General features: G+C 58.4%; 31 protein-coding genes. 16 read left to right on the top strand and 15 right to left on the bottom strand.

All coding sequences use genetic code 11. From position 1 onward, the window contains the following. Positions 1-45: 45 nt before the first annotated feature. Together AC2FID_RS13645 and argH are read right to left on the bottom strand one after the other, a co-directional pair. Complete coding sequence (locus tag AC2FID_RS13645) at positions 46-228, bottom strand: argininosuccinate lyase (RefSeq protein WP_496837278.1); 183 nt, start codon at positions 226-228, stop codon at positions 46-48. Further along, positions 228-1,616 carry an argininosuccinate lyase gene (argH, locus tag AC2FID_RS13640; RefSeq protein WP_496837276.1) on the bottom strand — a complete coding sequence of 463 codons (1,389 nt, stop codon included), beginning with the start codon at positions 1,614-1,616 and terminating at the stop codon, positions 228-230. The genes AC2FID_RS13645 and argH overlap by 1 nt, the downstream gene beginning before the upstream one ends. 21 nt (positions 1,617-1,637) lie before the next feature. Between argH and AC2FID_RS13635 the strand changes: the two genes are divergently transcribed. From AC2FID_RS13635 to yddG, 10 genes are all read left to right on the top strand, one after another. Then, positions 1,638-2,204, top strand: coding sequence for a TlpA disulfide reductase family protein (locus tag AC2FID_RS13635; RefSeq protein ID WP_058273552.1), 567 nt, complete (start codon positions 1,638-1,640; stop codon positions 2,202-2,204). 92 nt (positions 2,205-2,296) lie between these two features. After that, positions 2,297-2,626, top strand: coding sequence for a hypothetical protein (locus AC2FID_RS13630; protein ID WP_496738895.1), 330 nt, complete (start codon positions 2,297-2,299; stop codon positions 2,624-2,626). 60 nt (positions 2,627-2,686) lie between these two features. Beyond that, the gene (locus tag AC2FID_RS13625) at positions 2,687-3,073 is read left to right on the top strand and encodes a hypothetical protein (RefSeq protein ID WP_472722833.1); all 387 of its coding nucleotides are present in this window, start codon (positions 2,687-2,689) and stop codon (positions 3,071-3,073) included. Then, entirely contained in the window at positions 3,070-4,041 is a 972-nt protein-coding gene (locus AC2FID_RS13620; protein ID WP_058278810.1) for a sterol desaturase family protein, read from the top strand. The genes AC2FID_RS13625 and AC2FID_RS13620 overlap by 4 nt, the downstream gene beginning before the upstream one ends. Before the next feature lie 90 nt (positions 4,042-4,131). After that, positions 4,132-4,320: a hypothetical protein gene (locus AC2FID_RS13615; protein WP_282120095.1), complete on the top strand. Its 189-nt coding sequence runs from the start codon at positions 4,132-4,134 to the stop codon at positions 4,318-4,320. A 103-nt stretch (positions 4,321-4,423) separates the two neighbouring features. Next, complete coding sequence (locus AC2FID_RS13610; protein ID WP_496761081.1) at positions 4,424-5,257, top strand: EAL domain-containing protein; 834 nt, start codon at positions 4,424-4,426, stop codon at positions 5,255-5,257. 183 nt (positions 5,258-5,440) lie between these two features. After that, on the top strand, positions 5,441-6,616 hold the full coding sequence (locus AC2FID_RS13605) for an acetyl-CoA C-acetyltransferase (RefSeq protein ID WP_496837272.1): 1,176 nt from the start codon (positions 5,441-5,443) through the stop codon (positions 6,614-6,616). Between the two features lie 187 nt (positions 6,617-6,803). After that, complete coding sequence (gene phbB, locus AC2FID_RS13600; RefSeq protein ID WP_109312925.1) at positions 6,804-7,526, top strand: acetoacetyl-CoA reductase; 723 nt, start codon at positions 6,804-6,806, stop codon at positions 7,524-7,526. A 303-nt stretch (positions 7,527-7,829) separates the two neighbouring features. Continuing rightward, positions 7,830-8,777, top strand: a complete 948-nt coding sequence (locus AC2FID_RS13595) for a transcriptional regulator GcvA (protein WP_496837271.1) — start codon at positions 7,830-7,832, stop codon at positions 8,775-8,777. Continuing rightward, entirely contained in the window at positions 8,774-9,640 is an 867-nt protein-coding gene (gene yddG, locus AC2FID_RS13590) for an aromatic amino acid exporter YddG (RefSeq protein ID WP_496837269.1), read from the top strand. Before AC2FID_RS13595 ends, yddG begins: the two co-directional genes overlap by 4 nt. Here the strand turns inward: yddG and AC2FID_RS13585 are convergent. The 3 genes from AC2FID_RS13585 to AC2FID_RS13575 all read right to left on the bottom strand — a co-directional run bounded on the left by AC2FID_RS13585 (position 9,637) and on the right by AC2FID_RS13575 (position 10,908). Then, positions 9,637-9,801 carry a YdcH family protein gene (locus AC2FID_RS13585; RefSeq protein ID WP_082649277.1) on the bottom strand — a complete coding sequence of 55 codons (165 nt, stop codon included), beginning with the start codon at positions 9,799-9,801 and terminating at the stop codon, positions 9,637-9,639. The two genes, yddG and AC2FID_RS13585, sit on opposite strands and share 4 nt — an antisense overlap. Positions 9,802-9,922: 121 nt before the next feature. Then, positions 9,923-10,696 carry a tRNA1(Val) (adenine(37)-N6)-methyltransferase gene (locus AC2FID_RS13580; RefSeq protein WP_496698729.1) on the bottom strand — a complete coding sequence of 258 codons (774 nt, stop codon included), beginning with the start codon at positions 10,694-10,696 and terminating at the stop codon, positions 9,923-9,925. Further along, a complete protein-coding gene (locus AC2FID_RS13575; RefSeq protein ID WP_496837267.1) occupies positions 10,693-10,908 on the bottom strand; it encodes a putative signal transducing protein in 216 nt (71 codons plus the stop codon). Before AC2FID_RS13575 ends, AC2FID_RS13580 begins: the two co-directional genes overlap by 4 nt. Positions 10,909-10,964: 56 nt before the next feature. Between AC2FID_RS13575 and AC2FID_RS13570 the strand changes: the two genes are divergently transcribed. After that, on the top strand, positions 10,965-11,963 hold the full coding sequence (locus AC2FID_RS13570) for a polyprenyl synthetase family protein (protein ID WP_496698727.1): 999 nt from the start codon (positions 10,965-10,967) through the stop codon (positions 11,961-11,963). Here the strand turns inward: AC2FID_RS13570 and AC2FID_RS13565 are convergent. The 4 genes from AC2FID_RS13565 to soxR form a co-directional block, all read right to left on the bottom strand. Further along, a complete protein-coding gene (locus AC2FID_RS13565; RefSeq protein ID WP_496837265.1) occupies positions 11,956-12,777 on the bottom strand; it encodes a 4-(cytidine 5'-diphospho)-2-C-methyl-D-erythritol kinase in 822 nt (273 codons plus the stop codon). The two genes, AC2FID_RS13570 and AC2FID_RS13565, sit on opposite strands and share 8 nt — an antisense overlap. Continuing rightward, positions 12,767-14,479: a tetratricopeptide repeat protein gene (locus tag AC2FID_RS13560; protein ID WP_496837263.1), complete on the bottom strand. Its 1,713-nt coding sequence runs from the start codon at positions 14,477-14,479 to the stop codon at positions 12,767-12,769. Before AC2FID_RS13560 ends, AC2FID_RS13565 begins: the two co-directional genes overlap by 11 nt. Positions 14,480-14,583: 104 nt before the next feature. Then, on the bottom strand, positions 14,584-16,230 hold the full coding sequence (locus AC2FID_RS13555) for an electron transfer flavoprotein-ubiquinone oxidoreductase (RefSeq protein ID WP_496837261.1): 1,647 nt from the start codon (positions 16,228-16,230) through the stop codon (positions 14,584-14,586). Positions 16,231-16,365: 135 nt separating this feature from the next. Continuing rightward, complete coding sequence (gene soxR / locus AC2FID_RS13550; RefSeq protein ID WP_058278822.1) at positions 16,366-16,821, bottom strand: redox-sensitive transcriptional activator SoxR; 456 nt, start codon at positions 16,819-16,821, stop codon at positions 16,366-16,368. 88 nt (positions 16,822-16,909) lie between these two features. On the opposite strand from soxR, the gene AC2FID_RS13545 reads away from it, so the two are divergent. The 3 genes from AC2FID_RS13545 (at position 16,910) to AC2FID_RS13535 (ending at position 19,009) form a co-directional block, all read left to right on the top strand. After that, complete coding sequence (locus AC2FID_RS13545) at positions 16,910-17,290, top strand: VOC family protein (RefSeq protein WP_058273569.1); 381 nt, start codon at positions 16,910-16,912, stop codon at positions 17,288-17,290. Positions 17,291-17,531: 241 nt separating this feature from the next. Next, complete coding sequence (gene greA / locus AC2FID_RS13540) at positions 17,532-18,002, top strand: transcription elongation factor GreA (protein WP_058278909.1); 471 nt, start codon at positions 17,532-17,534, stop codon at positions 18,000-18,002. Positions 18,003-18,016: 14 nt separating this feature from the next. Next, positions 18,017-19,009, top strand: coding sequence for a hypothetical protein (locus AC2FID_RS13535; RefSeq protein WP_058273571.1), 993 nt, complete (start codon positions 18,017-18,019; stop codon positions 19,007-19,009). On the opposite strand, the gene AC2FID_RS13530 is transcribed toward AC2FID_RS13535, so the two are convergent. From AC2FID_RS13530 to AC2FID_RS13510, 5 genes are all read right to left on the bottom strand, one after another. Continuing rightward, positions 19,010-20,275: a molybdenum cofactor synthesis domain-containing protein gene (locus AC2FID_RS13530; protein WP_496837258.1), complete on the bottom strand. Its 1,266-nt coding sequence runs from the start codon at positions 20,273-20,275 to the stop codon at positions 19,010-19,012. After that, a complete protein-coding gene (gene mobB, locus AC2FID_RS13525; RefSeq protein WP_496756505.1) occupies positions 20,272-20,763 on the bottom strand; it encodes a molybdopterin-guanine dinucleotide biosynthesis protein B in 492 nt (163 codons plus the stop codon). Before mobB ends, AC2FID_RS13530 begins: the two co-directional genes overlap by 4 nt. Further along, positions 20,760-21,404: a molybdenum cofactor guanylyltransferase MobA gene (gene mobA / locus AC2FID_RS13520; protein WP_496756509.1), complete on the bottom strand. Its 645-nt coding sequence runs from the start codon at positions 21,402-21,404 to the stop codon at positions 20,760-20,762. Before mobA ends, mobB begins: the two co-directional genes overlap by 4 nt. A 59-nt stretch (positions 21,405-21,463) precedes the next feature. Then, positions 21,464-22,417, bottom strand: a complete 954-nt coding sequence (locus tag AC2FID_RS13515) for an AEC family transporter (RefSeq protein ID WP_109312937.1) — start codon at positions 22,415-22,417, stop codon at positions 21,464-21,466. Between the two features lie 111 nt (positions 22,418-22,528). Continuing rightward, positions 22,529-23,470 (bottom strand): formate dehydrogenase accessory sulfurtransferase FdhD, encoded by a 942-nt coding sequence (locus tag AC2FID_RS13510; protein ID WP_432653524.1) that lies wholly within the window; start codon positions 23,468-23,470, stop codon positions 22,529-22,531. On the opposite strand from AC2FID_RS13510, the gene AC2FID_RS13505 reads away from it, so the two are divergent. Together AC2FID_RS13505 and AC2FID_RS13500 are read left to right on the top strand one after the other, a co-directional pair. Continuing rightward, the gene (locus AC2FID_RS13505) at positions 23,469-24,185 is read left to right on the top strand and encodes an AzlC family ABC transporter permease (RefSeq protein WP_282169831.1); all 717 of its coding nucleotides are present in this window, start codon (positions 23,469-23,471) and stop codon (positions 24,183-24,185) included. The genes AC2FID_RS13510 and AC2FID_RS13505 overlap by 2 nt on opposite strands. Further along, entirely contained in the window at positions 24,182-24,514 is a 333-nt protein-coding gene (locus tag AC2FID_RS13500; RefSeq protein ID WP_058273577.1) for an AzlD domain-containing protein, read from the top strand. The genes AC2FID_RS13505 and AC2FID_RS13500 overlap by 4 nt, the downstream gene beginning before the upstream one ends. Here the strand turns inward: AC2FID_RS13500 and AC2FID_RS13495 are convergent. Next, complete coding sequence (locus tag AC2FID_RS13495) at positions 24,503-25,135, bottom strand: hypothetical protein (RefSeq protein WP_282169832.1); 633 nt, start codon at positions 25,133-25,135, stop codon at positions 24,503-24,505. The genes AC2FID_RS13500 and AC2FID_RS13495 overlap by 12 nt on opposite strands. Positions 25,136-25,153: the final 18 nt, after the last annotated feature.

Below are 25,153 nucleotides of genomic sequence, written 5' to 3'. Positions count from 1 at the left end.
TATGCCGTTCAAATAGGCATGGTTATGCGAGATTGCCATCGACGATTACAGCCCCAGGAAAACGCCCAGCCCACCGCGTCGCAGGCCGACCCCGACACCGCCATACGTGCCGCTGCTGCCGACACCGATATTTGCGCTCATCGTGGGTTGGATGGGTTCGCCATCCGCTCCGCAGCCTGCCAGGGCAACCCCGGCCGCGAATAGTAGGACCACACGTAGTATCTGCATCACACCAGCGCCTTCCACCGCTTGACCTGGGCACGCACCTGATCCGGTGCAGTGCCACCATAGGATTGGCGCGAGTTTACCGAGTTTTCGACCGTAAGAACAGAAAAGACATCATCCGTGATGTCCGCATGAACCGATTGCATGTCCTCAAGCGACAGGTCCGGCAGATCACAGCCCTTACTTTCGGCCATCGCCACCAGCGATCCGGTCACATGGTGCGCATCGCGGAATGGGAGGCCCAGCACCCGAACCAGCCAGTCGGCCAGATCGGTGGCGGTTGAAAACCCGGACCCAGCTGCGGCGGCCATGCTGTCGCGGTTGGCGGTCATGTCCTTGACCATGCCCTCCATCGCCGCCAGCGCCAGCATCCAGTTATCGGCGGCGTCAAACACTTGTTCCTTGTCTTCCTGCATGTCCTTGGAATAGGCCAATGGCAGGCCTTTCATCACCATCATCAGTGCCGTGTTGGCGCCATAGATGCGGCCCACCTTGGCCCGGATCAGTTCGGCCGCATCAGGGTTCTTTTTCTGCGGCATGATCGAGGACCCGGTCGAGAACCGATCCGACAGCGTCACAAACCGGAACTGGGCCGAGGACCAGATCACCAGCTCTTCGGCAAAACGCGACAGGTGGACGGCGCAGATCGAGGCAGTCGACAGGAATTCCAGCGCAAAATCACGGTCGCTGACCGCATCCAGCGAGTTCGCCGCAGGACGGTCAAAGCCCAGCGCCTCAGCCGTCATCTGACGATCGATGGGGAAGGACGTTCCAGCCAGCGCAGCAGCACCCAAGGGGGATTCGTTCATCCGGGCGCGTGCGTCGCGGACACGCGACAGATCGCGGCCGAACATCTCGACATAGGCCATCATGTGATGGCCCCATGTGACGGGCTGCGCCACCTGCAGATGGGTAAAGCCGGGCATGACCCAATCGGCGCCAGCCTCAGCCTGCGCCAAAAGCGCGCGGATCAGAGCCAACAGGCCGGATTCAGCCGCATCAAACTGATCGCGGACCCAAAGTTTGAAATCGGTCGCCACCTGATCATTGCGCGACCGGCCTGTATGCAAACGACCAGCGGGTTCGCCAATCACCTCTTTCAGGCGCGCCTCGACATTCATGTGGATGTCTTCCAGCGCGGTCGAGAACTGAAATTCTCCGTTCTGGATTTCTGACAAAACGGTGAGCAGCCCTTCCCGAATAGCCTGCGCATCACTATCAGTAATAACACCTGTGGCAGCCAGCATGGCGGCATGGGCACGCGAGCCTGCAATGTCCTGGGCTGCCATCCGCTGATCGAACCCGATCGAGGCGTTGATCGCCTCCATGATCGCGTCTGGACCGGCGGCAAAGCGGCCGCCCCACATCTGGTTCGAAGATTGATCGGTCATGTAAGAAAACCCGGAGTTGATATGCGCCTATTTCGTCTGATCCCCCTTTATATGGCCCTTGCGTTGGGTGCAAACGCGGCTTTGGCCACGGATGCCGAAACTCTGGCACCGCTGCGGGAGGACTCCTTAAAACGGCTGATCCTGCACAAAGAGCCAAAGCCAGTCGAAGCAGTTGAATTTCAGCTTGAGGATGACGGCGGCACCGCGACGCTTGCGGATTACAAGGGCAAGTATGTTCTGTTGAACTTCTGGGCCACCTGGTGTGCGCCGTGTCGCAAGGAAATGCCCCAGATCGCAGAGCTGCAAGAAGAATTCGGCGGCGACAAGTTCGAGGTCGTGACACTGGCCACAGGGCGCAACTCGCCAGCAGGGATCAAAAAGTTCTTCGAGGAAAACGGCATCGACAACCTGCCACGTCATCAGGATCCCCAATCGGCAGTTGCACGCAAAATGGGCGTGATCGCCCTGCCAATCACCGTCATTCTGGATCCCGACGGCAATGAGATTGCTCGATTGATTGGCGATGCCGAGTGGAATTCGGACAGCGCCAAGGCCATCGTTTCAACCCTTGTCGAGGGCAACAGCTGAAGCATCAGGCCTTCCTGAACGTTTTGTGTTATGCTGAAACCGGCCCAGATGGGCCGGTTTTCGTTTGCAACCTGAAGGAAGGGGAGACGACGATGAAACCGGTAGTTCTGTTGATTGGAAAATTGCCCAACGTGATCGGTGATGTTGCGCGTCAATTGGATCACCTTCCGATCCAATGGCTTGGCGCGCATGATCAGGAAGAAGTCAAACGGCAGCTGGACGAAGAGCCGCGCATCGCCTGCGCGATCATGGGTGCCGGTCTTGATGACAGGATGCGCGGCGAGATGGTGGGCATCATCGCGGCGCGCAGGCCCGATATCTGTATCCACCTAAAGGATCGCGCCTCGGGGTCGGACGGGTTGGTGCCGTTTGTCCAGCGAGTTGTCCAGTATGAGGTTCTGGACAGTCTGGAACATAGCTGACGCGACGCCACCTTTGACAGCCTGCCTGCCGCTTTGCACTCTGCCGCGCAGGAGGACGGAATGCCGCTTGAAATTCTATTGGTTCTGGTGGTCGGAGGCATCGCCGGGATAACCCTGTTGCTGCACCTGACAGGCAGATCCCGATTGCGCGTGCTATCGCCCGAATTGGCGTGGTCAGAATGGCTACGCCATGCGCCGGATGATTCGATTATCGATGTCACCGTTGCACATGACGGGCACGCGGCCCTGATCCGAACCGAAACAGGAAATGGTCTGCTTTGGTCTTTCGGTGCAGACACCGTGGCCCGGCATCTGCTGGACTTTGATCTGCTGGATCACCCGCAAGGGTTCGAGGTTCAATTCCACGACTTCGGAACGCCCAAGGCCATAATCCACCTTGACGAACGCGAACGCCGCCACTGGCAGCACCTGATGGAGCCCGCATGACCGACCACGTGACTTTCCCGGACGCCGTGCAGTGGGCCGTCCCCTTTTTCATAGCTGCTATTCTGGCCGAGTTTCTGTGGATCGCCGTCAAAGGACGCGGCGGCCGCTATGAGACGCGGGACGCCGTTACATCGCTGATCATGGGAGCTGGCAACATCGCATCCGGCTTTCTGTTGGGGTTTATCGCCTATGCATTCTTCATGTGGCTGTGGCAGATCACGCCGCTGAACCTGGGCACCTCTATCCCTGTTATCCTTCTGTGCTTTGTGCTGGATGATTTCCGCTATTACTGGGTGCACCGCTTTGGTCACCGCATTCGCTGGGTCTGGGCCAGCCACGTGAACCACCACAGCTCGCAACACTACAACCTTACCACCGCCCTGCGTCAGACATGGACCTATACGTTTACCTTCATGATGGTAGTTCGCGCGCCTCTGATCCTACTGGGTTTCCATCCGGCGATGGTGCTGTTCGTGGGTGGTCTGAACCTGATCTATCAGTTCTGGATTCACACCGAGGCGATTGGCAAAATGCCCCGCTGGTTTGAGGCGGTGATGAACACGCCCAGCCACCACCGCGCCCATCATGGTCGCAATGCACGCTACCTGGACTGCAACTATGCCGGCGTTTTCATCATCTGGGACAAGCTGTTCGGGACCTTCGTGCCGGAACAGGAAGACGACCGCGTCGACTATGGGCTGGTTCACAATATCGGCACCTTCAACCCGCTGCGTGTGGCCTTTCACGAATGGGTTGGAATTTGGCGCGACGCGACACAACCGGGCCTGACAATGCGTCAGCGACTGGCTTATTGCTTTGCCCCCCCCGGCTACAGCCATGATGGCAGCCGGGACAATTCCGAACAGATTAAAGCCAAGCATCTGGACCGCCACCCGGAAGATCGTGGAACGCCCGGATTCGAACAATTCGACACCAAACAGCCCAACACGCAAGCAAAACAGGCCTGATACCGCCGACCTATCCGACCTGATTCTTGAAATCCGGCCCTCACGTCCCATATCCAATCGATGTGTGCAGTGCGAGTAACCGGAGGCAACATGACCAGACTGACAACCCTTTCCACCGTTATGGGTCTTACCGGAGTGGTGCTCGCTATGTTGACGGCGCTGGCTGGAGGCGCGACGGGGATTGTCGCGTTGGGCTTTGGTATGATGCTTTTGGGGTTCATGGGTGCGGTGGTCGGTGGCTTTGCAGCGCTGGGACGCATCTGGGAAACGACACGTTGACCCAAGCCTGACTTCAATCAATTGCGTTTGTCTTAACCGCAGATTCACACCTTTCCTCTGAAATCGTCACCGGACCGGCGGCGTTAAGGGAAACGGGTTGCACATGCGGAAGAAGGTACTGGCAGATTTGCCCGAAGGTGGGGACAGCCCCTTGAACGCGGCTGTCAAATCCCGCGATGCCTCGACGATTGAAATGGCGACCGAGGCGGTGAAGCACAAACAGTGCAAACTGGCCTTTCAACCTGTGATGCAAGCGAACAGGCAGCATGACGTCGCTTTCTATGAAGGGTTCATCAGAGTGCTGGATGAAACCGGTCGGGTCATCCCCGCGCGCGAGTTCATGCCACAACTGGAAAACACTCCAATCGGGCGCGAACTGGACTGTGTCGCGCTTGAAATGGGATTGCGGACGCTGACCAAAAACCCCGACATTCGCCTGTCCATCAACATGTCTGCCCGCTCGATCGGTTACGCGCGATGGTCACGTGTACTAGAACGGTTTCTGAAGAAAGACCCCAATATCGGCGAAAGGCTGATTTTGGAGATCTCAGAAAGCTCGGCTATGACGGTGCCTGAGCTGGTGATCGATTTCATGGACCGGCTGCAGCCGCGCGGCATCGCCTTTGCGCTTGACGACTTTGGGGCCAGCAATTTCAGCTTTCGAAATTTTCGCGAGTTTTTCTTTGATGCTGCCAAGATCGACGGCCAGTTCATCCACGGAATCGGCGAAAATCGGGACAATCAGGCGTTGGTACGGGCCCTGATCGCCGTGGCGCGAGAATTCGAGATTCTGGTGACCGCCGAATCAGTCGAAACACAGAAGGATGCCGAATTCCTAATTGCCAACGGCGTCGACTGCCTGCAGGGGTTCCTGTTTGGCCCCCCGACCGTTTCCGCCCCATGGAAGGCGGAAAAACCCAAGCGTACAGCCAGTTAGCGTGATTTGGCCGGTCCACACCCGACCTGAGGCAAGCTGACCGTTGCTGCAACTGCAGCGTTGCGCTATGCCATGTGGAGTTGGAGCGGGGAACATGAGGCGCTCTCACTGCCACAGAGTTGTCTCTGTGCGATCCGCGCCGTCGAATATCCCGCAGGACCTTGACGGTAAAGGATTGTCTAAATGACCAACGTAGTAATCGCATCCGCCGCGCGCACCGGAGTGGGCAGCTTTGGCGGCTCGTTTGCAAACACACCCGCGCATGATCTTGGAGCCGCCGTACTGGAGGCCGTAGTCGAACGCGCAGGCGTGGAAAAGGGCGAAGTCAGCGAAACCATTCTGGGACAGGTGCTGACGGCAGCTCAGGGTCAGAACCCCGCCCGTCAGGCACATATCAACGCTGGTCTGCCGCAGGAAAGCGCAGCTTGGAGTATCAATCAGGTTTGCGGCTCGGGCCTGCGCGCCGTGGCTCTGGGTGCTCAGCACATCCAACTGGGCGACGCCGAAATCGTTGCTGCCGGTGGTCAGGAAAACATGACTCTTTCGCCCCACGCCGCCGCTCTGCGTGCCGGTCAAAAGATGGGCGACATGAAATACATCGACACGATGATCCGCGATGGTCTGTGGGATGCGTTCAATGGCTATCACATGGGCCAGACCGCTGAAAACGTCGCCGAGAAATGGCAGATCAGCCGTGACATGCAGGACGAATTCGCCGTCGCTTCGCAGAACAAGGCTGAAGCCGCGCAAAAGGCTGGCAAGTTCGCCGACGAAATCACACCCTTCACCATCAAGACCCGCAAGGGCGACATCGTGATGGACGCTGACGAATACATCCGCCACGGCGCCACCATGGAAGCGATGGCAAAGCTGCGTCCGGCCTTCGCAAAGGACGGTTCGGTCACGGCCGCAAACGCATCCGGCCTGAATGACGGCGCGGCGGCGACCCTGCTAATGTCCGCCGAAAATGCTGAAAAGCGCGGAATCGAGCCACTGGGCCGTATCGCATCCTATGCAACCGCCGGTCTGGACCCGTCGATCATGGGCGTAGGCCCGATCTACGCTTCGCGCAAAGCGCTGGAAAAAGCGGGCTGGTCCGTTGACGATCTGGATCTGGTCGAGGCGAACGAAGCGTTTGCCGCACAGGCCTGCGCCGTGAATAAGGACATGGGCTGGGATCCGTCGATCGTGAACGTGAACGGCGGCGCCATTGCCATCGGTCACCCGATCGGCGCTTCGGGCTGCCGCGTTCTGAACACGCTGCTCTTCGAAATGAAACGCCGCGACGCGAAGAAAGGTCTCGCCACTCTCTGCATCGGCGGCGGCATGGGCGTCGCCCTGTGCGTGGAGCGCGACTAAGTGCTTTGACAAGCGAATAGAAAAGGGCGTCCCTTGGGCGCCCTTTTTTGTTACATTGGGGCCTTAACCCAAAGATGCGACGATATTGCCACGCGGAATTTAGAAAATCATGACGAAACAATATTGCGCACGATCACCTCTCAAAGTAACAGCATTACCAAGACGACTTTAATTGGAGGATTCCTAAATGGCACGTACAGCACTCGTTACCGGCGGCTCCCGCGGCATCGGCGCAGCAATTTCCAAGGCGCTCAAGGCCGAAGGGTACAATGTTGCAGCCACCTATGCGGGGAACGACGAAGCCGCCGCGAAGTTCACCGAAGAGACCGGCATCGCCACCTACAAGTGGAACGTCGCTGATTATGACGAATCCAAAGCCGGAATTGAAAAAGTCGAAGCCGAGGTTGGCGCGATCGACATCGTGGTTGCAAACGCGGGCATCACTCGCGACGCACCCTTCCACAAGATGACCCCCGAACAGTGGCACCAGGTAATCGACACCAACCTGACCGGCGTGTTCAACACAGTGCACCCTGTCTGGAACGGCATGCGCGAGCGTAAGTTCGGCCGCGTCATCGTCATCAGCTCGATCAATGGTCAGAAGGGCCAGTTCGCTCAGGTGAACTATGCCGCGACCAAAGCAGGCGATCTGGGCATCGTGAAATCGCTGGCGCAGGAAGGCGCGCGTGCAGGCATTACCGCCAACGCGATCTGCCCCGGCTATATCGCAACCGAGATGGTGATGGCTGTTCCTGAAAAAGTCCGCGAATCCATTATCGGCCAGATCCCAGCAGGTCGCCTGGGTGAGCCCGAAGAAATCGCGCGCTGCGTGGCGTTCCTGGCATCCGACGATTCTCAGTTCATCAATGGCTCGACCATCTCGGCCAACGGTGCGCAATTCTTCGTCTGATTTGAAGCGTAGAAAAGACAACGGGCCGGTCCATTTCGGACCGGCCCTTTTTTATCCCGTAAGAACGCGCGCGCTGCGCTCAGCGGGAACCGAATAGCCACATAAGGGCGTGTTTGATCATCTTGCCACGTTCAGCATGGGCCCGCTGAAAGGCGCGGGCAGCTGCGGGGTTGGTCGTCATTTCGATCATGGCAGTCATCCTTTCAGTTCAGCTATGTTTGACTTGAACCCAATATGCGCCTTATCAAGAAAGGCGACAAACGAGCTTTCTTTGGGTTTCAGTTAAGATATTCTTGCGTATTGATGAGCGATTACCTTCCTCCGCTAACCGCCCTGCGTGCCTTCGACGCCGCAGCACGCCACATGTCCTTTGCCAAAGCCGCAGAGGAGTTACGCGTGACCCCGGCAGCCCTGTCTTTCCAGATCAAATCACTGGAGGAACATCTGGGCCGGCCCTTGTTTCACCGCTTGAACCGGGCGGTTGAGCTGACCGAGGCCGGACGCGCCCTTGCCCCCGGCGCGGCTGAAGGATTCGCCGCACTGCAGATGGCGTGGCAAGCTGCGCGCCGGCAAGGCAACGATACCTCGCTGACCGTGACAGCAGGCCCGGCACTGACAGCCAAGTGGCTGGCACCGCGCCTGTATGAATTTGCACGGGCGCATCCCGAGATTGACCTGAAATTCTCGGCAACGTTGCGGATCATGGACCTTGAACGTGATGACGTGGATGTCGCCATTCGATTTGGCTACGGTGGGGATGAAGGATTGTATTCCCTGCCGGTTCGCAAGGAATGGCTGACCCCGGTAATGACACCAGATCTAGCCGAGCAATTCCCCACCCCCGACAGCCTGCGGGACGCACCACTGATCTTTGACGATTCGATTGCGTTCCTGCAACCGCCCAGCGATTGGCCGACCTGGTTCCGCGCGGTCGGAGTGGATTATGCCCCAACCCATGGGGCGCATTTTTCGAACGCAGACCACGCAATTGATGCTGCGGTTGCGGGCGTTGGCGTGGTGCTGGGTCGTCGGGCGATGATCTTGAAGGATCTGACAGAGGGTCGTCTTGTTGCTCCGTTCAAAACGGCTATCGAATCACAAGGCCGGTTTCGGTTTCTGTGCTTGCCGGGTGCAGAAAATAGGCCCCAAATCGCCGCCTTCCGCGACTGGTTCATGGCCGAGATCGAAAAGACCGCGCATATCTCGGACGAATTCAACATCATCCCGGTCGAAGAGGTTCAAAGCCTATGACCAAATCGCGCGCTACAGCCATCGGGTTTGCCGCCGTCTTGCTGTGGTCGCTGCTGGCCTTGTTCACCGTCGGGTCATCCCCCACGCCGCCACTGTTGCTGAATGCAATCTGCTTTTCGATTGGTGGAACACTTGGCCTGATCTGGACTTGGCGCAGCGGTGGGTTGCGGCAATTGCGGGACGTGCCGTGGACCACCTATCTGTTCGGCACAATCGGGTTGTTCGGCTATCACGCGCTATATTTCTCAGCCCTGCGCATGGCCCCGGCGGCCGAGGCGGGTCTGATCGCATATCTCTGGCCGTTGCTCATCGTGTTGTTTTCCGGGCTTTTGCCGGGCGAACACCTGCGCATCGGACATTTGTTCGGCGCGTGCCTTGGGTTTGCAGGGGCCGCCGTGATCATCGCCGGTGGAGGTAGCACTGGGTTTCAGACCGACCACCTGCCCGGCTACGCCATGGCCTTGTTATGCGCGCTGACATGGTCCGGATACTCGGTCCTGTCGCGTCGGCTGGGCGATACACCAACCAGCTCTGTTGCCGTTTTCTGCATTGCGACTGCCATAGCATCCGGTGTGCTGCACCTTGTTGTCGAAGATACCGTCTGGCCTGACAGTGCCTTTAGCTGGGCGTCAGTGATCGCACTGGGCCTGGGGCCGGTGGGGTTGGCGTTCTATGTCTGGGATATCGGGGTCAAGCAAGGCGACATACAACTCTTGGGGACGGCGTCGTACGCGGCACCCGTGTTGTCTACGCTAGCTTTGGCTGTGGCCGGGATCGCCGCCCCGTCTTGGGGTCTGGCGATCGCGGCGCTATTGATTACTGGCGGCGCGGCCATTGCCGCGCGGGCGAGTATGAAAACCTAGGCTGACAGGCGTTCGATCTCTTCTTTTAGCCTTAGTTTTTGTTTTTTGAGTTGAGCGATATGGAGATCATCGATACCTGGCGCGCGTTGGGCTTGTTCAACTTCAAGACCGAGAGTTTCGTGCTTTTTCTTCAGTTCGGTCAGATGTGCGCTCACGCTCATGGCGATACTCCTTCGTTGGTGTCTCAGGTTCACGTAAGAAGTTGACCACATCGTTTCCAGCCTGTCACGCCGCAGACGCACAGAATCTGTAATAAATCCGACAAATTCGGCTGGTTAATGCCTATTGATCAGTAAACCCCGGCAGCGAGGCCCCTTTGCGCAATACGTCTGAGACCTGTGGCGTATAGCTTTCCCCATCACGTTCGTGTCGATCCCCGTCGTGTAATACGACTGGCGCACGCAGCTGAAAATCGGCGCGCCCACCCTTTCTGGCCCGTAAAATTACCAATTCTGCCTTGCGACCGGCTCTAGCGGCCAGTGGCAGGATTTCGACCGATCCCAGCCGCCCTTCGCATGCCATCAATATGTCGGGAAGACGGTTGGCTTTCTGGATCATATGCAAGTACCCGCGAGGCGCGAGGCGCTTGGCCGCGCAGTCAATCCATGTCTCCAAAGGCGTTTGCTCACCCAACGCAATACTACGCCCCGTGTCATCGGCCGGGCTATGCGCGCCAGCACGGTAATAAGGCGGGTTTGCGAGTACATGATCGAATTGCCGCTGTTTGAGCGTAGCTGGCAATGCACTGATATCGGCCTCGACTACCTCCAGCGGCGCGTCATTTTCCGCGGCGTTTCGGCGTGCCAATTCTGCATAGCTTGCCTGTAACTCGACCCCAACGGCCTGCAGACCCGGCACGCGGGCCAGCAGGCACAGGATCGCGGCACCCGCGCCGCAGCCCAGTTCCAACACGGTGTGACCACGTGTCGCCGGGACCGCCGCCGCCAGCAGAACCGGGTCAACACCTGCACGATACCCTGCGCGTGGCTGCAGCAAACGCACGCGCCCGCCCAGAAAATCATTTTGGGTCAATTCACTATCGGAAAACAGGTTCATCTGCCCAGAGGGATTTCGTTGTCACGCATTACCCGTTCTGCGCGGGTCAGGTCATCGACCCGCACCATCAGGCGGCGCGGAAAGATTCCTATGCCTCCTTCGAGGATGCTCATATTTACGTCCATCTGAAAGCAGTCTATATCCTCGCCCTCAAGAAGGGCGGAAGCAAAGGCCAGAATCGTCGGATCGGTGCTGCGCAAAAGTTCTTTCATGGGGATGGATGTAAGGGCAAGGCAAGGCGGAAGTCGAGCCTTGTATCAGGAGAGTGATGAACATCGACACGATCTCGAAACCGCATGAGCGCCTGGCAGAGATTCTGGACGGCGAAATGGACGCCGTAACCCAGTTGATCCGCACGCGCATGGCCTCGGAACACGCTCCGCGCATCCCGGAAGTGACTGCGCATCTGGTTGAAGCAGGCGGCAAGCGTCTGCGCCCAATGCTGACGCTGGCGGCGGCCCGGATGTTTGACTATCCGGGTGATCATCACGTGCGACTGGCCGCGACGGTTGAATTCATCCACACCGCAACCCTGTTGCACGACGATGTCGTTGATGAAAGCGCACAGCGGCGTGGCCGCCCCACGGCGAACTTGTTGTGGGACAATAAATCCAGCGTTCTTGTCGGCGACTACCTGTTTTCCCGCAGTTTCCAGCTGATGGTTGAGACCGGGTCGCTGCGGGTGCTGGACATTCTGGCCAATGCCTCGGCCACCATTGCCGAGGGCGAAGTGTTGCAGATGACAGCTGCCACCGATCTGGGCACTACCGAGGCAATCTATTTGCAGGTCGTGCGCGGCAAGACCGCCGCGCTGTTTTCCGCCGCGACCGAAGTGGGCGGCGTGATTGCTGGCGCGGCTGAGGATCAGGTTAAGGCGCTATACGAATACGGCGATGCGCTGGGAATTGCGTTCCAAATTGCCGATGACCTGCTGGATTATCAGGGGGACAGCAAGGCGACCGGAAAGAATGTCGGCGACGACTTCCGCGAGCGCAAACTGACCTTGCCCGTCATCAAGGCTATCGCACAGGCCACCCCGGAAGAGCACGCCTTTTGGGAGCGTACAATTGGTCGAGGCCGTCAGGAAGACGGCGATCTGGACCATGCGCTGAGCCTGATGAACAAATACGGCACGCTGGACGCCACACGGTCGGATGCGTTTGGGTGGGCCACCAAAGCCAAGACCGCGCTGGATGCGCTGCCGGATCACGAGATCCGGTCGTTGCTGCGCGATCTGGCTGACTACGTGGTTTCGCGCCTCAATTAAGCTGCGTGGCGCGGCACCACCAATCGGGGTGCGCCGCGCCAATCTCGTAAGCTGCGAAATGGGCGGCTTTCATGGTTGGGTAGAGCGCAAAACAGGTCGAACCCGAACCTGACATCCGAGCCAGCAGAACATCTTTCGTATCCGACAGATCATCCAGCACCCGGGCAACCTCGGCTGCGATGCCCTTTGTCGGTGGCTCCAAGTCATTGCGTTGTTCCTGCAGCCAATCCGCGCATGCCTTGGGCGTTTCAAAGACCGGGATTTCATCAGGCATTGGCGGGTTGTCGCGGCTCTGCAAGGCAGAGAATACGGCGCCGGTTGGGACTTCGACATCAGGATTGACCAAAAGCGCTGGCAATTGCGGCAGTGAGACCGGCTGCAACCGCTCGCCGATGCCGCGCATCCGGGTGGCCCTTGCCATCATGCAAACCGGCACATCCGCACCAAGGGTCAGGGCAGTTTCGCTGGGGATAGCCACACCCTGATCTGCAATCATGCGCAATGTCGCCGCGGCGTCGGATGATCCGCCGCCAATGCCACCACCGTGGGGCAGCGCTTTGTTCAGGTTGATATGCCCGGTCCATCCAGCGGCGGCGGCAGCTTTCCAGACTAGATTTCGGTCGTCCGCCGGAACGCCCTTGGCGTGTTCACCGGCCACTGACATCGACAGCTCTGACCCCAGCGTGAATTCCAGCTTATCCCCGACATCTGCAAACACGACGAGAGAGTCCAGCAGATGATATCCATCATCGCGTCGGCCGGTCACATGCAGGGTCAGGTTGATCTTGGCGGGCGCAAAACCCTCAATTGCCATTGGCGACTTTCAGGGGATCGGCGCCTTCTTCGGCCAAGACCGCGTCCAGGCCCACCTCAATCTTGCGACGAATGCGCTCGGGGTCGGCCTCACCATCCGTGTCGTCGGGATCAACAAAGGACAGAGCACGCTTCCACTGAAACTCAGCTTCGCGCGCGCGGCCCACGGCCCAATAGACATCGCCAAGGTGGTCATTTACCACAGGATCAACCGGCATCAGTTCGACCGCACGCTCCATATGCGCGACGGCTTCGTCATAGCGGCCCAGTCGGAACAGAACCCAGCCAAGACTGTCGACAATATAGCCGCTGTCAGGGCGCGCCGCGACAGCGCGTTCGATCATGTTCAGTGCTTCGTCCAGCTTTTCCTGCCGTTCGACCAGCGAGTAGCCCAAATAGTTCAGAACTTGTGGTTGATCAGGGTTCAGTTCCAGCGCGCGACGGAAATCGGCCTCAGCCGCTTCCCAGTGCTTGAGACGCTCATGCGAGATACCGCGGGCGTAATACAAAAACCAGTTGCCGCTGACACCCTGCTCGGTCAGTTCGATAGCAGTGTCATAGGTCCCAACGGCATCGACATAGTTTTCTTGCCGCCGTTGCAGATCAGCCAGGGCTACATGCACACTGGGCAGGCTGGGGCTTTGCGCCGCGAGGTTCTGCAGAACTTCGGCGGCTGCATCCGTTTTTCCCGATCGGCTCAGAACCTCGGCCCGGCCCAACTCGGCCGCGTGGTAATCGCTGCTGGTGGACGGCACCATACGATAGGCTTCGACGGCCAGGTCATATTGTTCCAGTGCATCTAGCAACTCGGCGCTTAGTAGGATTGCGTCCACGTGGTCCGGGCTCAGAAACGCGGCAATCCGGGCATAGAGAAGTACATAGTCCTGTGACGCCTCGCTGCTGAGCGCGGCACCGACAGAAAAGAACACTTCAGCCATACCGTCCTGCGCCGACTGTATGTGTGTAAATGGCAACGTTTCACCCGCCTTCAAACGCGCCACGTAACCTTCGATGGATGGGTCGCTGCCCGCCGCGAAAACGTCTTTCAGATATTGCAGGGCGTCTTCGTTGCGGTCCAGCTGCGACAATACTTCGGTCCGGGCCAAGGCCGCCCGGCGCGAGAACCGCGACACCGCTCCGTTGTTTGCCGCAAAAATCTCTTCGGCCCCTTCGAAGTCACCAATGGACGCCAGCGCCAACGCCTTGTGGTAAAGCGCGAATTCCAGAAGCCCCTCTTGGGTGCCAACTTCGTCGAACTTTTCCATCGCTTTGGTCATGGCACCTTGCGCCACATAGACCCAACCCAGAACCAAGCCATCTACTAATGGCCCAACGCCTTGGGTTTCAGGATCACGTGCAAGCAACTCATCGAGCTTTCCGTCGTCGATCAGGTTGGCCATAATGACCATCTTTGCCGCCTGACTTGGTAGTTCGAGCGCCTCAATTGACTGCGCAACCGGCAGCGCGCGCTCAATCTCACCCAATGCAAGACGCGCTACAACGACGTTTTCCAGAAGTTTGCCATTTTCAGGGTCGGCGCGCAGGGCCTGCGCATAATATTTCTCGGCAGAAATATAATCGCTTTGATAAATCGCCTGACGCCCGGCCAGATACGACCCAGAGCCAGAGTCCGACAGCGCCGGGAATGCAAATGACGAGGTTAAAAGCGCGGCAAATGCCGCGCGACGAACGAGGGAAGCCACCAAAATCCTGCCTTGCTATCGTTGACTGGACAACAAGCTAGGGCTTTGACCGGAAAGAGGCAATGGCAGAGCCCTCACGACCCCGCCATTGCCCATGTTTTCGCTTACATGTTGGGATAGTTCGGTCCATCCCCGCCCTGCGGCGTGGTCCAGGTGATGTTCTGACTGGGGTCCTTGATGTCGCAGGTTTTGCAGTGGACGCAGTTCTGGAAGTTGATGACGAATCGTGCGCCATCTTCATCCTCGACCATCTCGTACACACCAGCCGGGCAATAGCGCTGCGCCGGTTCGTCGAACTTGGGCAAGTTTACTTTGACCGGGATTTCCGGATCGGCCAGCTTCAGGTGGCAAGGCTGACTTTCCTCATGGTTGGTCATCGCAAAGGACACGTTGGTCAAACGATCAAAGGACAGCTTGCCATCGGGCTTTGGATAATCGATGGGCTTGTGCTTGCTGGCCTCTTCGGTCGATTCAGCATCGTTCTTGCCGTGACCCAGAGTGCCCAGCAGCGAAAAGCCCAGCGTGTTAGTCCACATATCCATGCCGCCCAGCATCAGGCTGGCGGTCAGGCCGTATTTCGACCACAGCGGCTTGACGTTGCGCACCTTCTTCAGGTCTGCGCCGATTGCACCTTCGCGCACGTCGGTTTCATAGGCGGTCAGTTCATCACCCGAACGCTCGGCCTTGATGGCGTCAAACGCCGCTTCAGCCGCCGCTTTGCCGGACAGCATCGCGTTGTGGTTGCCTTTGATGCGCGGCACGTTGACCATGCCTGCGGAACAGCCCAACAGAGCCACGCCCGGCGCAACCAGCTTGGGCATAGACTGATAACCACCCTCGGTGATCGCACGGGCACCGTAAGCGACGCGCTTGCCGCCTTTCAGCAGCTCGGCCACCATCGGGTGATGCTTGAAGCGCTGAAATTCCATGTACGGATACAGATGCGGGTTCTTGTAGTTCAGGTGAACCACGAAACCGACATAGACCTGATTGTTTTCAAGGTGGTAGATGAATGACCCGCCGCCCGCGTTGCTGCCCAGCGGCCAACCCATGGTGTGCGTGACCGAGCCTTCCTTGTGCTTGGCCGGGTCGATCTCCCAGATCTCTTTCATGCCCACGCCGTATTTCTGCACTTCTTTGCCCGCAGACAGGTCGTATTTGGCGATCACTTCCTTGGACAGCGAGCCGCGCACACCTTCCGACAGGAAGACGTACTTGCCATGCAGTTCCATACCTGGCTCGGTCTGCGGCCCGTATGATCCATCAGGCTCTAGGCCGAAGACACCGGCGACGACGCCTTTGACTTCGCCATTGTCGCCAAAAACCAGTTCCGAACACGCCATGCCGGGGAAGATTTCCACGCCCAGCTCTTCCGCCTGTTCAGCCATCCAGCGGCAGACATTGCCCATCGAAACAATGTAGTTGCCGTGGTTGTTCATCAGCGGCGGCATTGGGAAGTTGGGAATGCGAATCTTACCCGCCTCGCCCAGCATGTAGAAGTTGTCTTCATGCACCGGAACGTTCAGCGGCGCGCCTTTTTCTTTCCAGTCCGGGATCAGTGCGTCCAGCCCGCAAGGGTCTAGAACCGCGCCCGACAGGATATGCGCGCCCACTTCCGAGCCCTTTTCAAGAACTACGACGTTCAGGTCGGCATCCAGCTGTTTCAGACGGATGGCCGCCGACAGGCCCGCGGGGCCTGCGCCCACGATCACCACGTCGTATTCCATCGCTTCGCGTTCAATCTCGGCCATCGCGGGCTCCCTAGCTAACTTTCCGAATTGGCGCTTTCACAGCATGCTCTGCGCAATTTTGTTTCACGGCTGATTACATGGTCGCAAACACCTTGGTCAATCAAAACACGGCGTAACTTTGCTGCAATGCGGCAGTTATGCCTCGGGTGAGTCCCCCATCAGGTACCTGGGACCGCTACCATTAGATTTTGCGCGGTCATCCGGATTGTAGAGGGCGCATTTCGGCAGGCTTAGACATCCGCAGCCGATGCAGCCATCCAAATTGTCACGCAAGCGCGTCAGGGTATCGATTCGCTGGTCCAGATGGGCCCTTAGCCCCTTGCTGATGTCCTGCCAATCCTGCGGTGTTGGCGTGCGGTTTCCAGGCAGGCCAGACAGGACCTCGCGGATCTCGGGCAAGGTCAGGCCGAACTGCTGCGCAATCATCACAAAACTCAGGCGTCTGATATCTGCGCGCTGATACCGCCGCTGCCCGCCCGCATTGCGCCAGGGCGATATCAGACCTTGCGCCTCATAGTACCGGATCGCCGAAACGGCCAAGCCTGTGCGTCGGGCCAATGCGCCAATTGCCAACCCTTCCGAAGCCGCCATCACATCCTCCTGAAAAATCCCTTGATCTAAAGTTAGGTTTAGGAATTATGGTGAGTCGGGACAAGCCTCAAAACACGAAGGAGATCCCATGATGGCGACACTTGAACACACCAACTTCACCGTTCGCGACCCGCAGGCCTCGGCTGCGTGGATGCACAAGGTGTTCGGTTGGAAAACACGCTGGGAAGGCCCGGCAATTGCAGGCGGTTACACGGTTCACGTGGGCTCCAAGCACACCTATCTGGCGCTTTACGCGCCCAGCGATCCACAACCGTCCGGGGAAAGCAGCTATGACATCGTCGGTGGGCTGAACCACGTGGGCGTTCTGGTCGAAGACATCGACACGACCGAGCAGAAGGTGATCGACGCCGGTTTTACGCCCAAGTCCCATGCTGATTATGAACCGGGTCGGCGGTTCTATTTCAATGACGACAATGACATCGAATTCGAAGTGATTAGCTACGATTAAGGCGTTCTGGGAAACACCCGATAGATTCTTCATCGCCAATGCCCCGAGAGCCACGAGCGTGGCAGGGTATTGGCGATTCAGACTTTTCCCGAACACCATAGGCCGTAATCCGCGCGTTGTGCGACCGAGCCCCCTTGCAATTCACGCCTCATTTGGGTCAGTTAATTGACGACCCATCAAATCGCCCCGACGCGTGTCTCATGCGGCGGGGCGAACCAATTTATGCGTGGACGACAAGAACATGGAAAAAATTCCAATGACGCCTGCGGGTAATGCCGCGCTTGGGGCGGAGCTCAAAAACCTCAAGTCCGTCGAGCGCCCGGCGATCATCGAAGCCATCGCAACAGCGCGCGAGCTGGGCGACCTGAAAGAGAATGCCGAGTATCATTCGGCCCGCGAAAAGCAGGGCTTCATCGAAGGTCGCATCAAAGAGCTGGAAGGCATTCTGTCGCTTGCCGATGTGATCGACCCCGCCAAACTGAACGGCGCGATCAAATTTGGCGCAAAGGTCACCCTGGTGGATGAAGACACTGACGAAGAAAAGACCTGGCAGATTGTTGGCGAATACGAAGCCAACATCGAAAACGGCCTGCTGAATATCAAATCCCCCATCGCGCGGGCATTGATCGGCAAGGAAGAAGGCGACAGTGTCGAAGTACGCACCCCCGGCGGTGTGCGGTCCTATGAAGTTCTAAGTATCGAGTATGCCTGACCGGAGCCTTGACCATGTCAGAGCCCAATCCCGAACAAGATCCCGAACGGCCAACCCCTTTGGGTATATATGATAAGCCTTCGCATCCTTCGGTAACCGAGATCGAGATCGTTGCCGTCGCGCTTAGCGTGGTTTGGCTGATCGTGTCGATTGTGTTTCTGGTGCTTCCCGACAAGGTCGATGGCGGCGGATTCGTCGTGACTCTGCTGGCCGTTTTCATGCCGGTGGCGATGATTTGGGTCGCCGCTATGGCGATGCGCGCCAGTCGCGTCATGCGCGAAGAAAGCGCTCGGCTGCAGACAGCGATAGATGCGATCCGTCAGGCTTACGTGATTCAGCAACAGCGCGCCGCCAGCTTGCAAGAACCCGGTGTCAGCAAAAAGCTGGATGAAATCGCCGAGACCGCCAAAAAAGCAGAAACCGCGCTGGCGACGTTTTCGTCGAAACGGACCGAGCCGGTTCGCGGCGAAGCATCTGTTGCCACAGGCGACCAGACGTCTTTGGAACTGGGCACCCCGGCCGAAGATATCGCGCCGCCATTGACGACCGATACCTTCATTCGAGCGCTGAATTTCCCGGAAACGCAGGATGATGCTGAAGGGTTCGACGCCCTTAGGCTGGCGCTACGAGATCGCAAGACCGCCCAACTGGTGCAGGCTTCGCAAGACGTGCTTACCCTGCTGAGCCAGGAAGGCATCTATATGGATGACCTGCGCCCGGATATGGCGCGTCCCGAAATCTGGCGGCAATTCGCACAGGGCGCGCGCGGCCGCGCGGTTGCCGCGTTGGGCGGGATCAGGGACCGGTCTTCGCTGGCACTGACGGCAGCGCGGATGAAGCAGGACCCGATATTCCGGGACGCCGTGCATCATTTCCTACGCCGTTTTGATCACATGATCGTTGAATTTGAACCGGTTGCCAGCGACGCGGACCTGACCGCTTTGGGCGACACGCGAACCGCCCGTGCGTTCATGCTGCTGGGGCGTGTCGCAGGTACCTTCGATTGATCACAGCCCAAAGCTGCCATAGGGAATAAACCGCACCAGTTCGCCCGGCCTGATGTGGCATGCACCATCCTGAATCTCGACCAATCCCTCGGCCCAGCTAAGGCCGCTGATACGACCCGACCCTTCCGAGGCAAAAACCTCGACCCGACCGTCTCGGACACGGGCCCGCAAGTACTCGCGCCGCCCCGGTTTTTTGCGCTTTTCGAAATTGGCTGGCAGGTCGAACCCCTGCGGCTGGGACCAGCCCTCGCCCGCCATCAGACCCAGCGCAGGGCGGGCAAAGATCAACGTACAGACTTTGGCAGCGACGGGATTACCCGGCAGGCCAAATACGGGCGTTTCGTTCCACATACCCAGCGCCAATGGGCGGCCGGGCTTTAGCGCAATGCGCCACTCCTGCATCGCACTGGCCTCTCGCAACAGGGCCGAGACGTGATCCTCATCCCCGGCGGACGCGCCTCCACTGGTCAGAATGACGTCGGCCTGTTCCGACGCCTTGTCCAGCCTGTCACGCAGATCTTCCCGGTCGTCGGACACGCGCCCCATATCCACCGGCTCATAGCCCAGCCGCGCGATCATCGACAACAGCATCGGACGGTTGGCGTCAAATATTTGGCCGGGCCCGGCAGAGTTTCCAGGCTCGACCAGTTCATCCCCGGTTGAAAGCACCGCAACCCGAAGCGTTTTGCGCACAGAGACCTCGGCAATTCCTGTGGCCGAAAGAAGGGCCATGTCCGCGGGGGTCAACCTGCGCCCGGCAGGCAGCGCCAAATCGCCTTCGGCCACGTCTTCTCCAGCTTTACGGGTATTTGCGCCCTGTTTCAGCGGGCCGTGAAAGGCGATGTGACCATCCTGAACGGTCACGTCTTCTTCCAGTATGACCGTATCCACACCAGCAGGCAGCGCTGCGCCGGTCAACACGCGCAGCGCCTTGCCATGTGTCACCGCGCCATCAAAAGGAATACCGGCCGCAGCGCGCCCATCCTGCAACGGCATCACTTGGGGACCCTCGGGGGCAGCCCCGGAAAACCCATAACCATCCACGGCCGTGTTCGGTTGCGGCGGGTTTGAACGTTTCGCGAAAACGTCTTCTGCCAGTATCCGCCCCACAGCCTGCCCGATCAGAGCGGTTTCGACCGAAGTCACCACCGTCAACCGAGATCGCAACAAAGCCAGCGCGTCGTTCACAGGTGTCCAGTTGACCCCGGCAGGCAAGGCAAAACAATCATTTCGCAGGGGCGGAGGAGTGAAGTTTGGCGGCGTCATAATCCGACCTCTTTCAAGATGAAGTCCGCGATTGCGGCGGTGTTGTTCAGATCAAGCACCGGAACCTGTACCTGCAGGGGCGTATCGCTGGCGACGGCGCGGATCGTATTGTTCTCCCCGGCCATCAGCGCATTGCCAGCCTCTGCCCGAAACGCTTCGATCTTGGGGTGGTTTTCCCGTTTGAACCCTTCGATCATGATAAGATCGACCGGAAGAAGCCGGGCCAGAAGATCAGCCAGTGGCGGCTCAGGTGCGCCGCGCAGTTCCTGCATCACCGCAATGCGCTTGCCGGATGCCAACAGCACCTCGGACGCACCGGCTTCTCGGTGGCGGAAGCTATCGGTTCCGGGCTGGTCGACATCGACGGCGTGATGCGCGTGTTTGACTGTCGAAACCGTGAAGCCGCGCCCGGTAATCTCGGCCACTAACCGCTCCATTAGGCCGGTTTTGCCCGCGTTTTTCCAGCCGGTGACGCCGAAGACCCTCATGCCTGCTCCAGCAGTTTTTGCGCCCGCGCCAAATCGTCGGGCGTGTTGACGTTGAAGAAAGGATCGAATGGGTCCGCCGGGAACAGGGCCTCACGCCCGTCATGTTTGTCGGTCCACAGCACAACCTTGCGCAGCCCGTCATTCAAGGCGTCCCGCAGATCATCGCGCAACGCCACAGGCCAGAGGCCAAAGGTTGGGTGCCTGTTGACCCGCTTTTTCCCGCCGGACTTCAGCGCTTCATCCCCGGTGCGCGGCGTGGTGGCCAGCACCAGAGGATGTGTTTGCCCTTGGGCAGCGTCGGTCAGCCGCGCCACAAGATCGCGTGGAAAAAACGGCGTGTCGGCGGCGGCTGTGACTATGCTGTCGGCGCCTTGCTTAGCAGCCCAGTCGAGCCCCGCCAGCACACCCGCCAAAGGCCCGGCGAAACCTTCGATGGTATCGGGCAGAACCGGCAGGTTCAGATCGGCGAACCGTTCGGGGTCGCCATTGGCGTTCAACGCCAGACCGTCGACCTGCGGGCCAAACCGGTCAATGACATGAGACAGCAGGCTTTGGCCCCCGATCTGCAACAGACCCTTGTCGCCGCCGCCCATACGGGTGGCGAGGCCGCCTGCGAGGATTACGCCCAAAGGGGTGTTCATTGCTGCACCTTGTTGCTTGCGTCCAAGTGATCAATAGATCGCAACTTTGTAGAGCGAACTCAATTCAATTGGAACGCGGTAGGATGCAGATGATGCAGGACAAACAGCCACAGGATCAAAGTCCCAACCGCCAGGAACGAGGTCGCCGACACGATGTGAGCGGCGAGCTGCGGCTCCTGATCATAATGTTTGGCCAGCAAAAAGATGCTCTTTGCCGTGGGCGCTGCTGCAGAGACCGTCGCCGCAATGATCCAAAGCGGGTCCAGCCCAATCAAATGCCCAGCAAGCAGCACCACCCCCGGAACAACGAGAAGTTTTACTACCGTCAAGAACAGGATCATCGGTCCAGTCTGAACAATCGTGCGAACACTTGTGGTAAACCCGATCGCAAACAGCGCAACAGCTGCAAGCGCCTGACTCATAAGCTCTAAATAATCCGAAACGGCGTCAGAAAACCCAATACCTGTGAAAGAGTAAAGAACGCCCAACAACGTTGCCGCGATTATCGGGTTTTTCAAAACATTCAGAAGGATCTTGTAAATGGGTGTCTTGGCGCTTGCCTTGTGCCCGGCCGAGGTTTCTAGAATGGTGGTCATGATCAACAGCAGAATGGCGACCACCAGATTTGCCAATACCGCCGGCAGCGCCCCCTTTGATCCAAAAATCGCATGGAGGATGGGCAGCGCAACCAACGCTGTGTTCGAGGCAACGCCAGCAAAGGCCAAAACGGTTGCTGATCCGACCTGAAAACTCGTCAGCGCCTTCAAACCGATGAACAGGACGGCAAAAAGAGCCAGTATCGTACCGCCATACGACACGTAGAAACCGTAGTTTAGAAGGTTCTCAAACTCCTCCTGACCAATCAGGTAAAACATGATGGCAGGGATCAGGACGTAAACCGCAAACTGCACCAGAGCTTCTGACGTGTCTTCACCCAGAAGATTCGTCCAAGAAAACACGTACCCCGTCAAGATCACCGCGAAGACCGGTGCAATTAAACTGATTAATTCCATAGCTTCCCTACGTGGCAACCATCCAAAATTCCACTCTGAGTTGCTCCACCTTAGTGTATATCTTCTGGAACTTGCAGAGTTTTCTCAGAACGACTGGTTACCCAACGGATTTCAGGACTGGGAGCTTTTCCTTTTGTGTTTCTTATCCTCGACCGCCACAGTCGCCGGATCCACATCACGCATCAGTCGGTCCTGACCTGAAAGACATACAAAGCGCTGCCCGCGCATCCGACCGATCAGTGTCAGTCCGACTTCGCGGGCAATCTCTACGCCCCATGCGGTGAAGCCCGATCGCGACGCCAGAACCGGGATGCCCATCATCGCGGTCTTGATCACCATTTCCGAGGTCAGACGTCCGGTGGTGTAGAGGATTTTGTCTTCAGCCCCCTCACCTTCGGACAGCATCCAGCCGGCGATCTTGTCGACAGCGTTGTGGCGGCCCACGTCTTCCATATAAACCAACGGGCGGTTCTCGTGACACAGCACTGTACCGTGGATCGCCCCAGCCTCAAGATACAGCGACGGGGTACGGTTGATCTTGGCCGCCAGATCATAGAGCCACGACGTGCGGACCGAGACCTGCGGCAGGCGCACGTTCTCCAATCCTTCCATCATGTCACCGAACACCGTGCCGACCGCACAGCCACTGGTGCGGGTCTTTTTCTTCAGTTTGTCCTCATACGAGGTCTCGCGCGCAGTGCGCACGATCACGGTTTCCAGATCATCATCGTATTCAACGCGCGTGATCTCATCATCTGCCAACAGCATCCCCTGATTGCGCAGGAAACCCAGCGCCAGGTATTCCGGGTAATCGCCAATGGTCATTGCGGTCACGATTTCCTGTGAATTGAGGAAAATCGTCAGCGGGCGCTCCTCGACCACCGAGATCCGACTGACCTCACCATTCTGGTCCACGCCTTCAACGGCGCGGGTCAGGCGGGGCGCACCGGGATCTGGGGCGATGATGTAGTCTGACTGGTTCTGTTCCGTGGCCAATTGCAACCCTTTCCCAAGACCGCTACTGCTGCGGGGATCACCATAGGATTTAGCCATGGCAGACACCACATCCAAGTCATACTTCTGGAAGGGTTTTCGCGACGGGACCCCGTTCATTTTTGTGGCGATCCCGTTTGGCACCCTGTTCGGCGTCTTCGCGACCGAGGCCGGGTTGAATATCGTGCAAACCATGGCCTTCACGTCCACTGTCTTTGCGGGTGCTGCGCAGTTTGCCGCGCTGCAATTGCTGCAGGATCAGACGCCGACGGCCATTATTCTTGTCTCTGCCCTGGCGGTGAACCTGCGGATGGCGATGTATTCAGCGTCACTGACGCCCTATCTGGGGGCTGCGCCGATGTGGCAGCGGGCCTGTGCCGCCTACCTGACTGTCGATCAGTCTTATGCCTGTTCGATTGTGCAGTTTGAAAAAGAACCCAGGATGACAGTGCCCCAGCGCATGGCTTATTTCGTGGGCTCGGTCACCCCCATCACGCCGCTATGGATATTTGCGACTTATCTGGGCGCGGTTCTTGGCACGCGCATTCCCGAAAGCTGGGCGCTGGACTTTGCCTTGCCGATTACATTTCTGGCAATGATCGGGCCAATGATGCGCACCCTGCCCCATGTGGTGGCTGCGCTGGTCGCCATTGTTGTTTCTTTGATGACCGCTGGCATCCCATACAATCTGGGCCTGCTGATTGCCGGATGTGCCGGCATGATGGCCGGTGCTCAGGCCGAATTGTTCGCCGAACGCAGAAAGGCCGCATCATGACCCCTGTTGATCCGGTCACGATCTGGTCCATCATCATTGGACTTGCCATTGGCAGTTATAGTTTGCGGTTTGTCTTTATCGGCCTCGTCGGGGATCGCCCGATGCCTCCCTGGCTGTTGCGCCACTTGCGCTATACCGCTGTCGCCATCCTGCCCGCCCTGATTGCACCGCTGGTTGTTTGGCCAACCGCAACCGAAGGGCAGCCCGACATTCCACGGATGGCGGCCGCCGCGGTTGCGCTGAGCGTCGGAGTGATCACAAAGAATGTGCTGGCAGCGATCTTCAGCGGTGCCGCAACTCTGTACGGGTTGCTGTACTTATTGGGTTGAGACCGTTTCCAGTTGGTTCAGTGCCGCATTGTTGGCGGCCAGACCTTTTTGCAGGTCGGCATCGTCGTTCTCACGATACTCCGTTGTCACAACACCCGGAATCTGACCGAACTGATCTGACAGCTTGACCGGAAAAAAGGTCACGTCGATCTGTTCGAACCCCGGAACCTGCTTCAGCAGCGACGCGGTGGAATTCGCACAATAGGCGCCAGCGACCGGACCGGATTGTTTGGCCAGCTGCAAGGCAATCTCGGCCTGTTGCGGGCTTACCTGAATCGTCTGGATACGCGCATAATGTGTCTCGCGCGCGTGTGAGCTGCGATAGGCGCGCTCGACATTCGGGGTGATACCGTACAGCACGTCGTCCTTGATCGGAACCACATCTGCGCGGAAAGACCCCGCAGGATCAAAGATCACCCGCTCGCTGCCGCTGATCATCAACGAAGTATGGGCACCAGACCCGGTGCGCGTGCTGATCATCGTATACAGCGTCAGGGTCGAAGGCCCTGGATCACGATAGGATCGGGCAACGACCTCGGCCCGGTCGGCTTGCGGACGCTGCGATCCCGTGCAGCCAGCAACAGTTGCTGCCAGCAGGCAGGCAATCAAAATCCGGATCAAGGTCAACCCCGTTTTGGA

It is taken from the genome of Ruegeria sp. CDSC068, assembly GCF_059610545.1.
Note: the sequence above shows the minus strand (reverse complement) of the source record. Positions and strands in the feature narration are given on the sequence as shown.

Bases quoted from the DNA above. Each gene is read 5' to 3' on its own strand.
- AC2FID_RS13635 (WP_058273552.1), top strand. From the start codon at position 1,638: ATGCGCCTATTTCGTCTGATCCCCCTTTATATGGCCCTTGCGTTGGGT.
- AC2FID_RS13625 (WP_472722833.1), top strand. From the start codon at position 2,687: ATGCCGCTTGAAATTCTATTGGTTCTGGTGGTCGGAGGCATCGCCGGG.
- greA (WP_058278909.1), top strand. From the start codon at position 17,532: ATGGAAAAAATTCCAATGACGCCTGCGGGTAATGCCGCGCTTGGGGCG.
- AC2FID_RS13510 (WP_432653524.1), bottom strand. From the start codon at position 23,470: ATGGCTAAATCCTATGGTGATCCCCGCAGCAGTAGCGGTCTTGGGAAA.
- AC2FID_RS13610 (WP_496761081.1), top strand. From the start codon at position 4,424: ATGCGGAAGAAGGTACTGGCAGATTTGCCCGAAGGTGGGGACAGCCCC.
- AC2FID_RS13595 (WP_496837271.1), top strand. From the start codon at position 7,830: ATGAGCGATTACCTTCCTCCGCTAACCGCCCTGCGTGCCTTCGACGCC.
- mobA (WP_496756509.1), bottom strand. From the start codon at position 21,404: ATGAACACCCCTTTGGGCGTAATCCTCGCAGGCGGCCTCGCCACCCGT.
- AC2FID_RS13630 (WP_496738895.1), top strand. From the start codon at position 2,297: ATGAAACCGGTAGTTCTGTTGATTGGAAAATTGCCCAACGTGATCGGT.
- soxR (WP_058278822.1), bottom strand. From the start codon at position 16,821: ATGGCGGCTTCGGAAGGGTTGGCAATTGGCGCATTGGCCCGACGCACA.
- AC2FID_RS13515 (WP_109312937.1), bottom strand. From the start codon at position 22,417: ATGGAATTAATCAGTTTAATTGCACCGGTCTTCGCGGTGATCTTGACG.
- AC2FID_RS13620 (WP_058278810.1), top strand. From the start codon at position 3,070: ATGACCGACCACGTGACTTTCCCGGACGCCGTGCAGTGGGCCGTCCCC.
- AC2FID_RS13565 (WP_496837265.1), bottom strand. From the start codon at position 12,777: ATGGCAATTGAGGGTTTTGCGCCCGCCAAGATCAACCTGACCCTGCAT.
- AC2FID_RS13585 (WP_082649277.1), bottom strand. From the start codon at position 9,801: ATGAGCGTGAGCGCACATCTGACCGAACTGAAGAAAAAGCACGAAACT.
- AC2FID_RS13555 (WP_496837261.1), bottom strand. From the start codon at position 16,230: ATGGCCGAGATTGAACGCGAAGCGATGGAATACGACGTGGTGATCGTG.
- argH (WP_496837276.1), bottom strand. From the start codon at position 1,616: ATGACCGATCAATCTTCGAACCAGATGTGGGGCGGCCGCTTTGCCGCC.
- AC2FID_RS13570 (WP_496698727.1), top strand. From the start codon at position 10,965: ATGAACATCGACACGATCTCGAAACCGCATGAGCGCCTGGCAGAGATT.
- AC2FID_RS13605 (WP_496837272.1), top strand. From the start codon at position 5,441: ATGACCAACGTAGTAATCGCATCCGCCGCGCGCACCGGAGTGGGCAGC.
- AC2FID_RS13535 (WP_058273571.1), top strand. From the start codon at position 18,017: ATGTCAGAGCCCAATCCCGAACAAGATCCCGAACGGCCAACCCCTTTG.
- yddG (WP_496837269.1), top strand. From the start codon at position 8,774: ATGACCAAATCGCGCGCTACAGCCATCGGGTTTGCCGCCGTCTTGCTG.
- AC2FID_RS13580 (WP_496698729.1), bottom strand. From the start codon at position 10,696: ATGAACCTGTTTTCCGATAGTGAATTGACCCAAAATGATTTTCTGGGC.
- AC2FID_RS13530 (WP_496837258.1), bottom strand. From the start codon at position 20,275: ATGACGCCGCCAAACTTCACTCCTCCGCCCCTGCGAAATGATTGTTTT.
- AC2FID_RS13500 (WP_058273577.1), top strand. From the start codon at position 24,182: ATGACCCCTGTTGATCCGGTCACGATCTGGTCCATCATCATTGGACTT.
- mobB (WP_496756505.1), bottom strand. From the start codon at position 20,763: ATGAGGGTCTTCGGCGTCACCGGCTGGAAAAACGCGGGCAAAACCGGC.
- AC2FID_RS13575 (WP_496837267.1), bottom strand. From the start codon at position 10,908: ATGAAAGAACTTTTGCGCAGCACCGATCCGACGATTCTGGCCTTTGCT.
- AC2FID_RS13545 (WP_058273569.1), top strand. From the start codon at position 16,910: ATGATGGCGACACTTGAACACACCAACTTCACCGTTCGCGACCCGCAG.
- AC2FID_RS13615 (WP_282120095.1), top strand. From the start codon at position 4,132: ATGACCAGACTGACAACCCTTTCCACCGTTATGGGTCTTACCGGAGTG.
- AC2FID_RS13645 (WP_496837278.1), bottom strand. From the start codon at position 228: ATGCAGATACTACGTGTGGTCCTACTATTCGCGGCCGGGGTTGCCCTG.
- AC2FID_RS13505 (WP_282169831.1), top strand. From the start codon at position 23,469: ATGGCAGACACCACATCCAAGTCATACTTCTGGAAGGGTTTTCGCGAC.
- phbB (WP_109312925.1), top strand. From the start codon at position 6,804: ATGGCACGTACAGCACTCGTTACCGGCGGCTCCCGCGGCATCGGCGCA.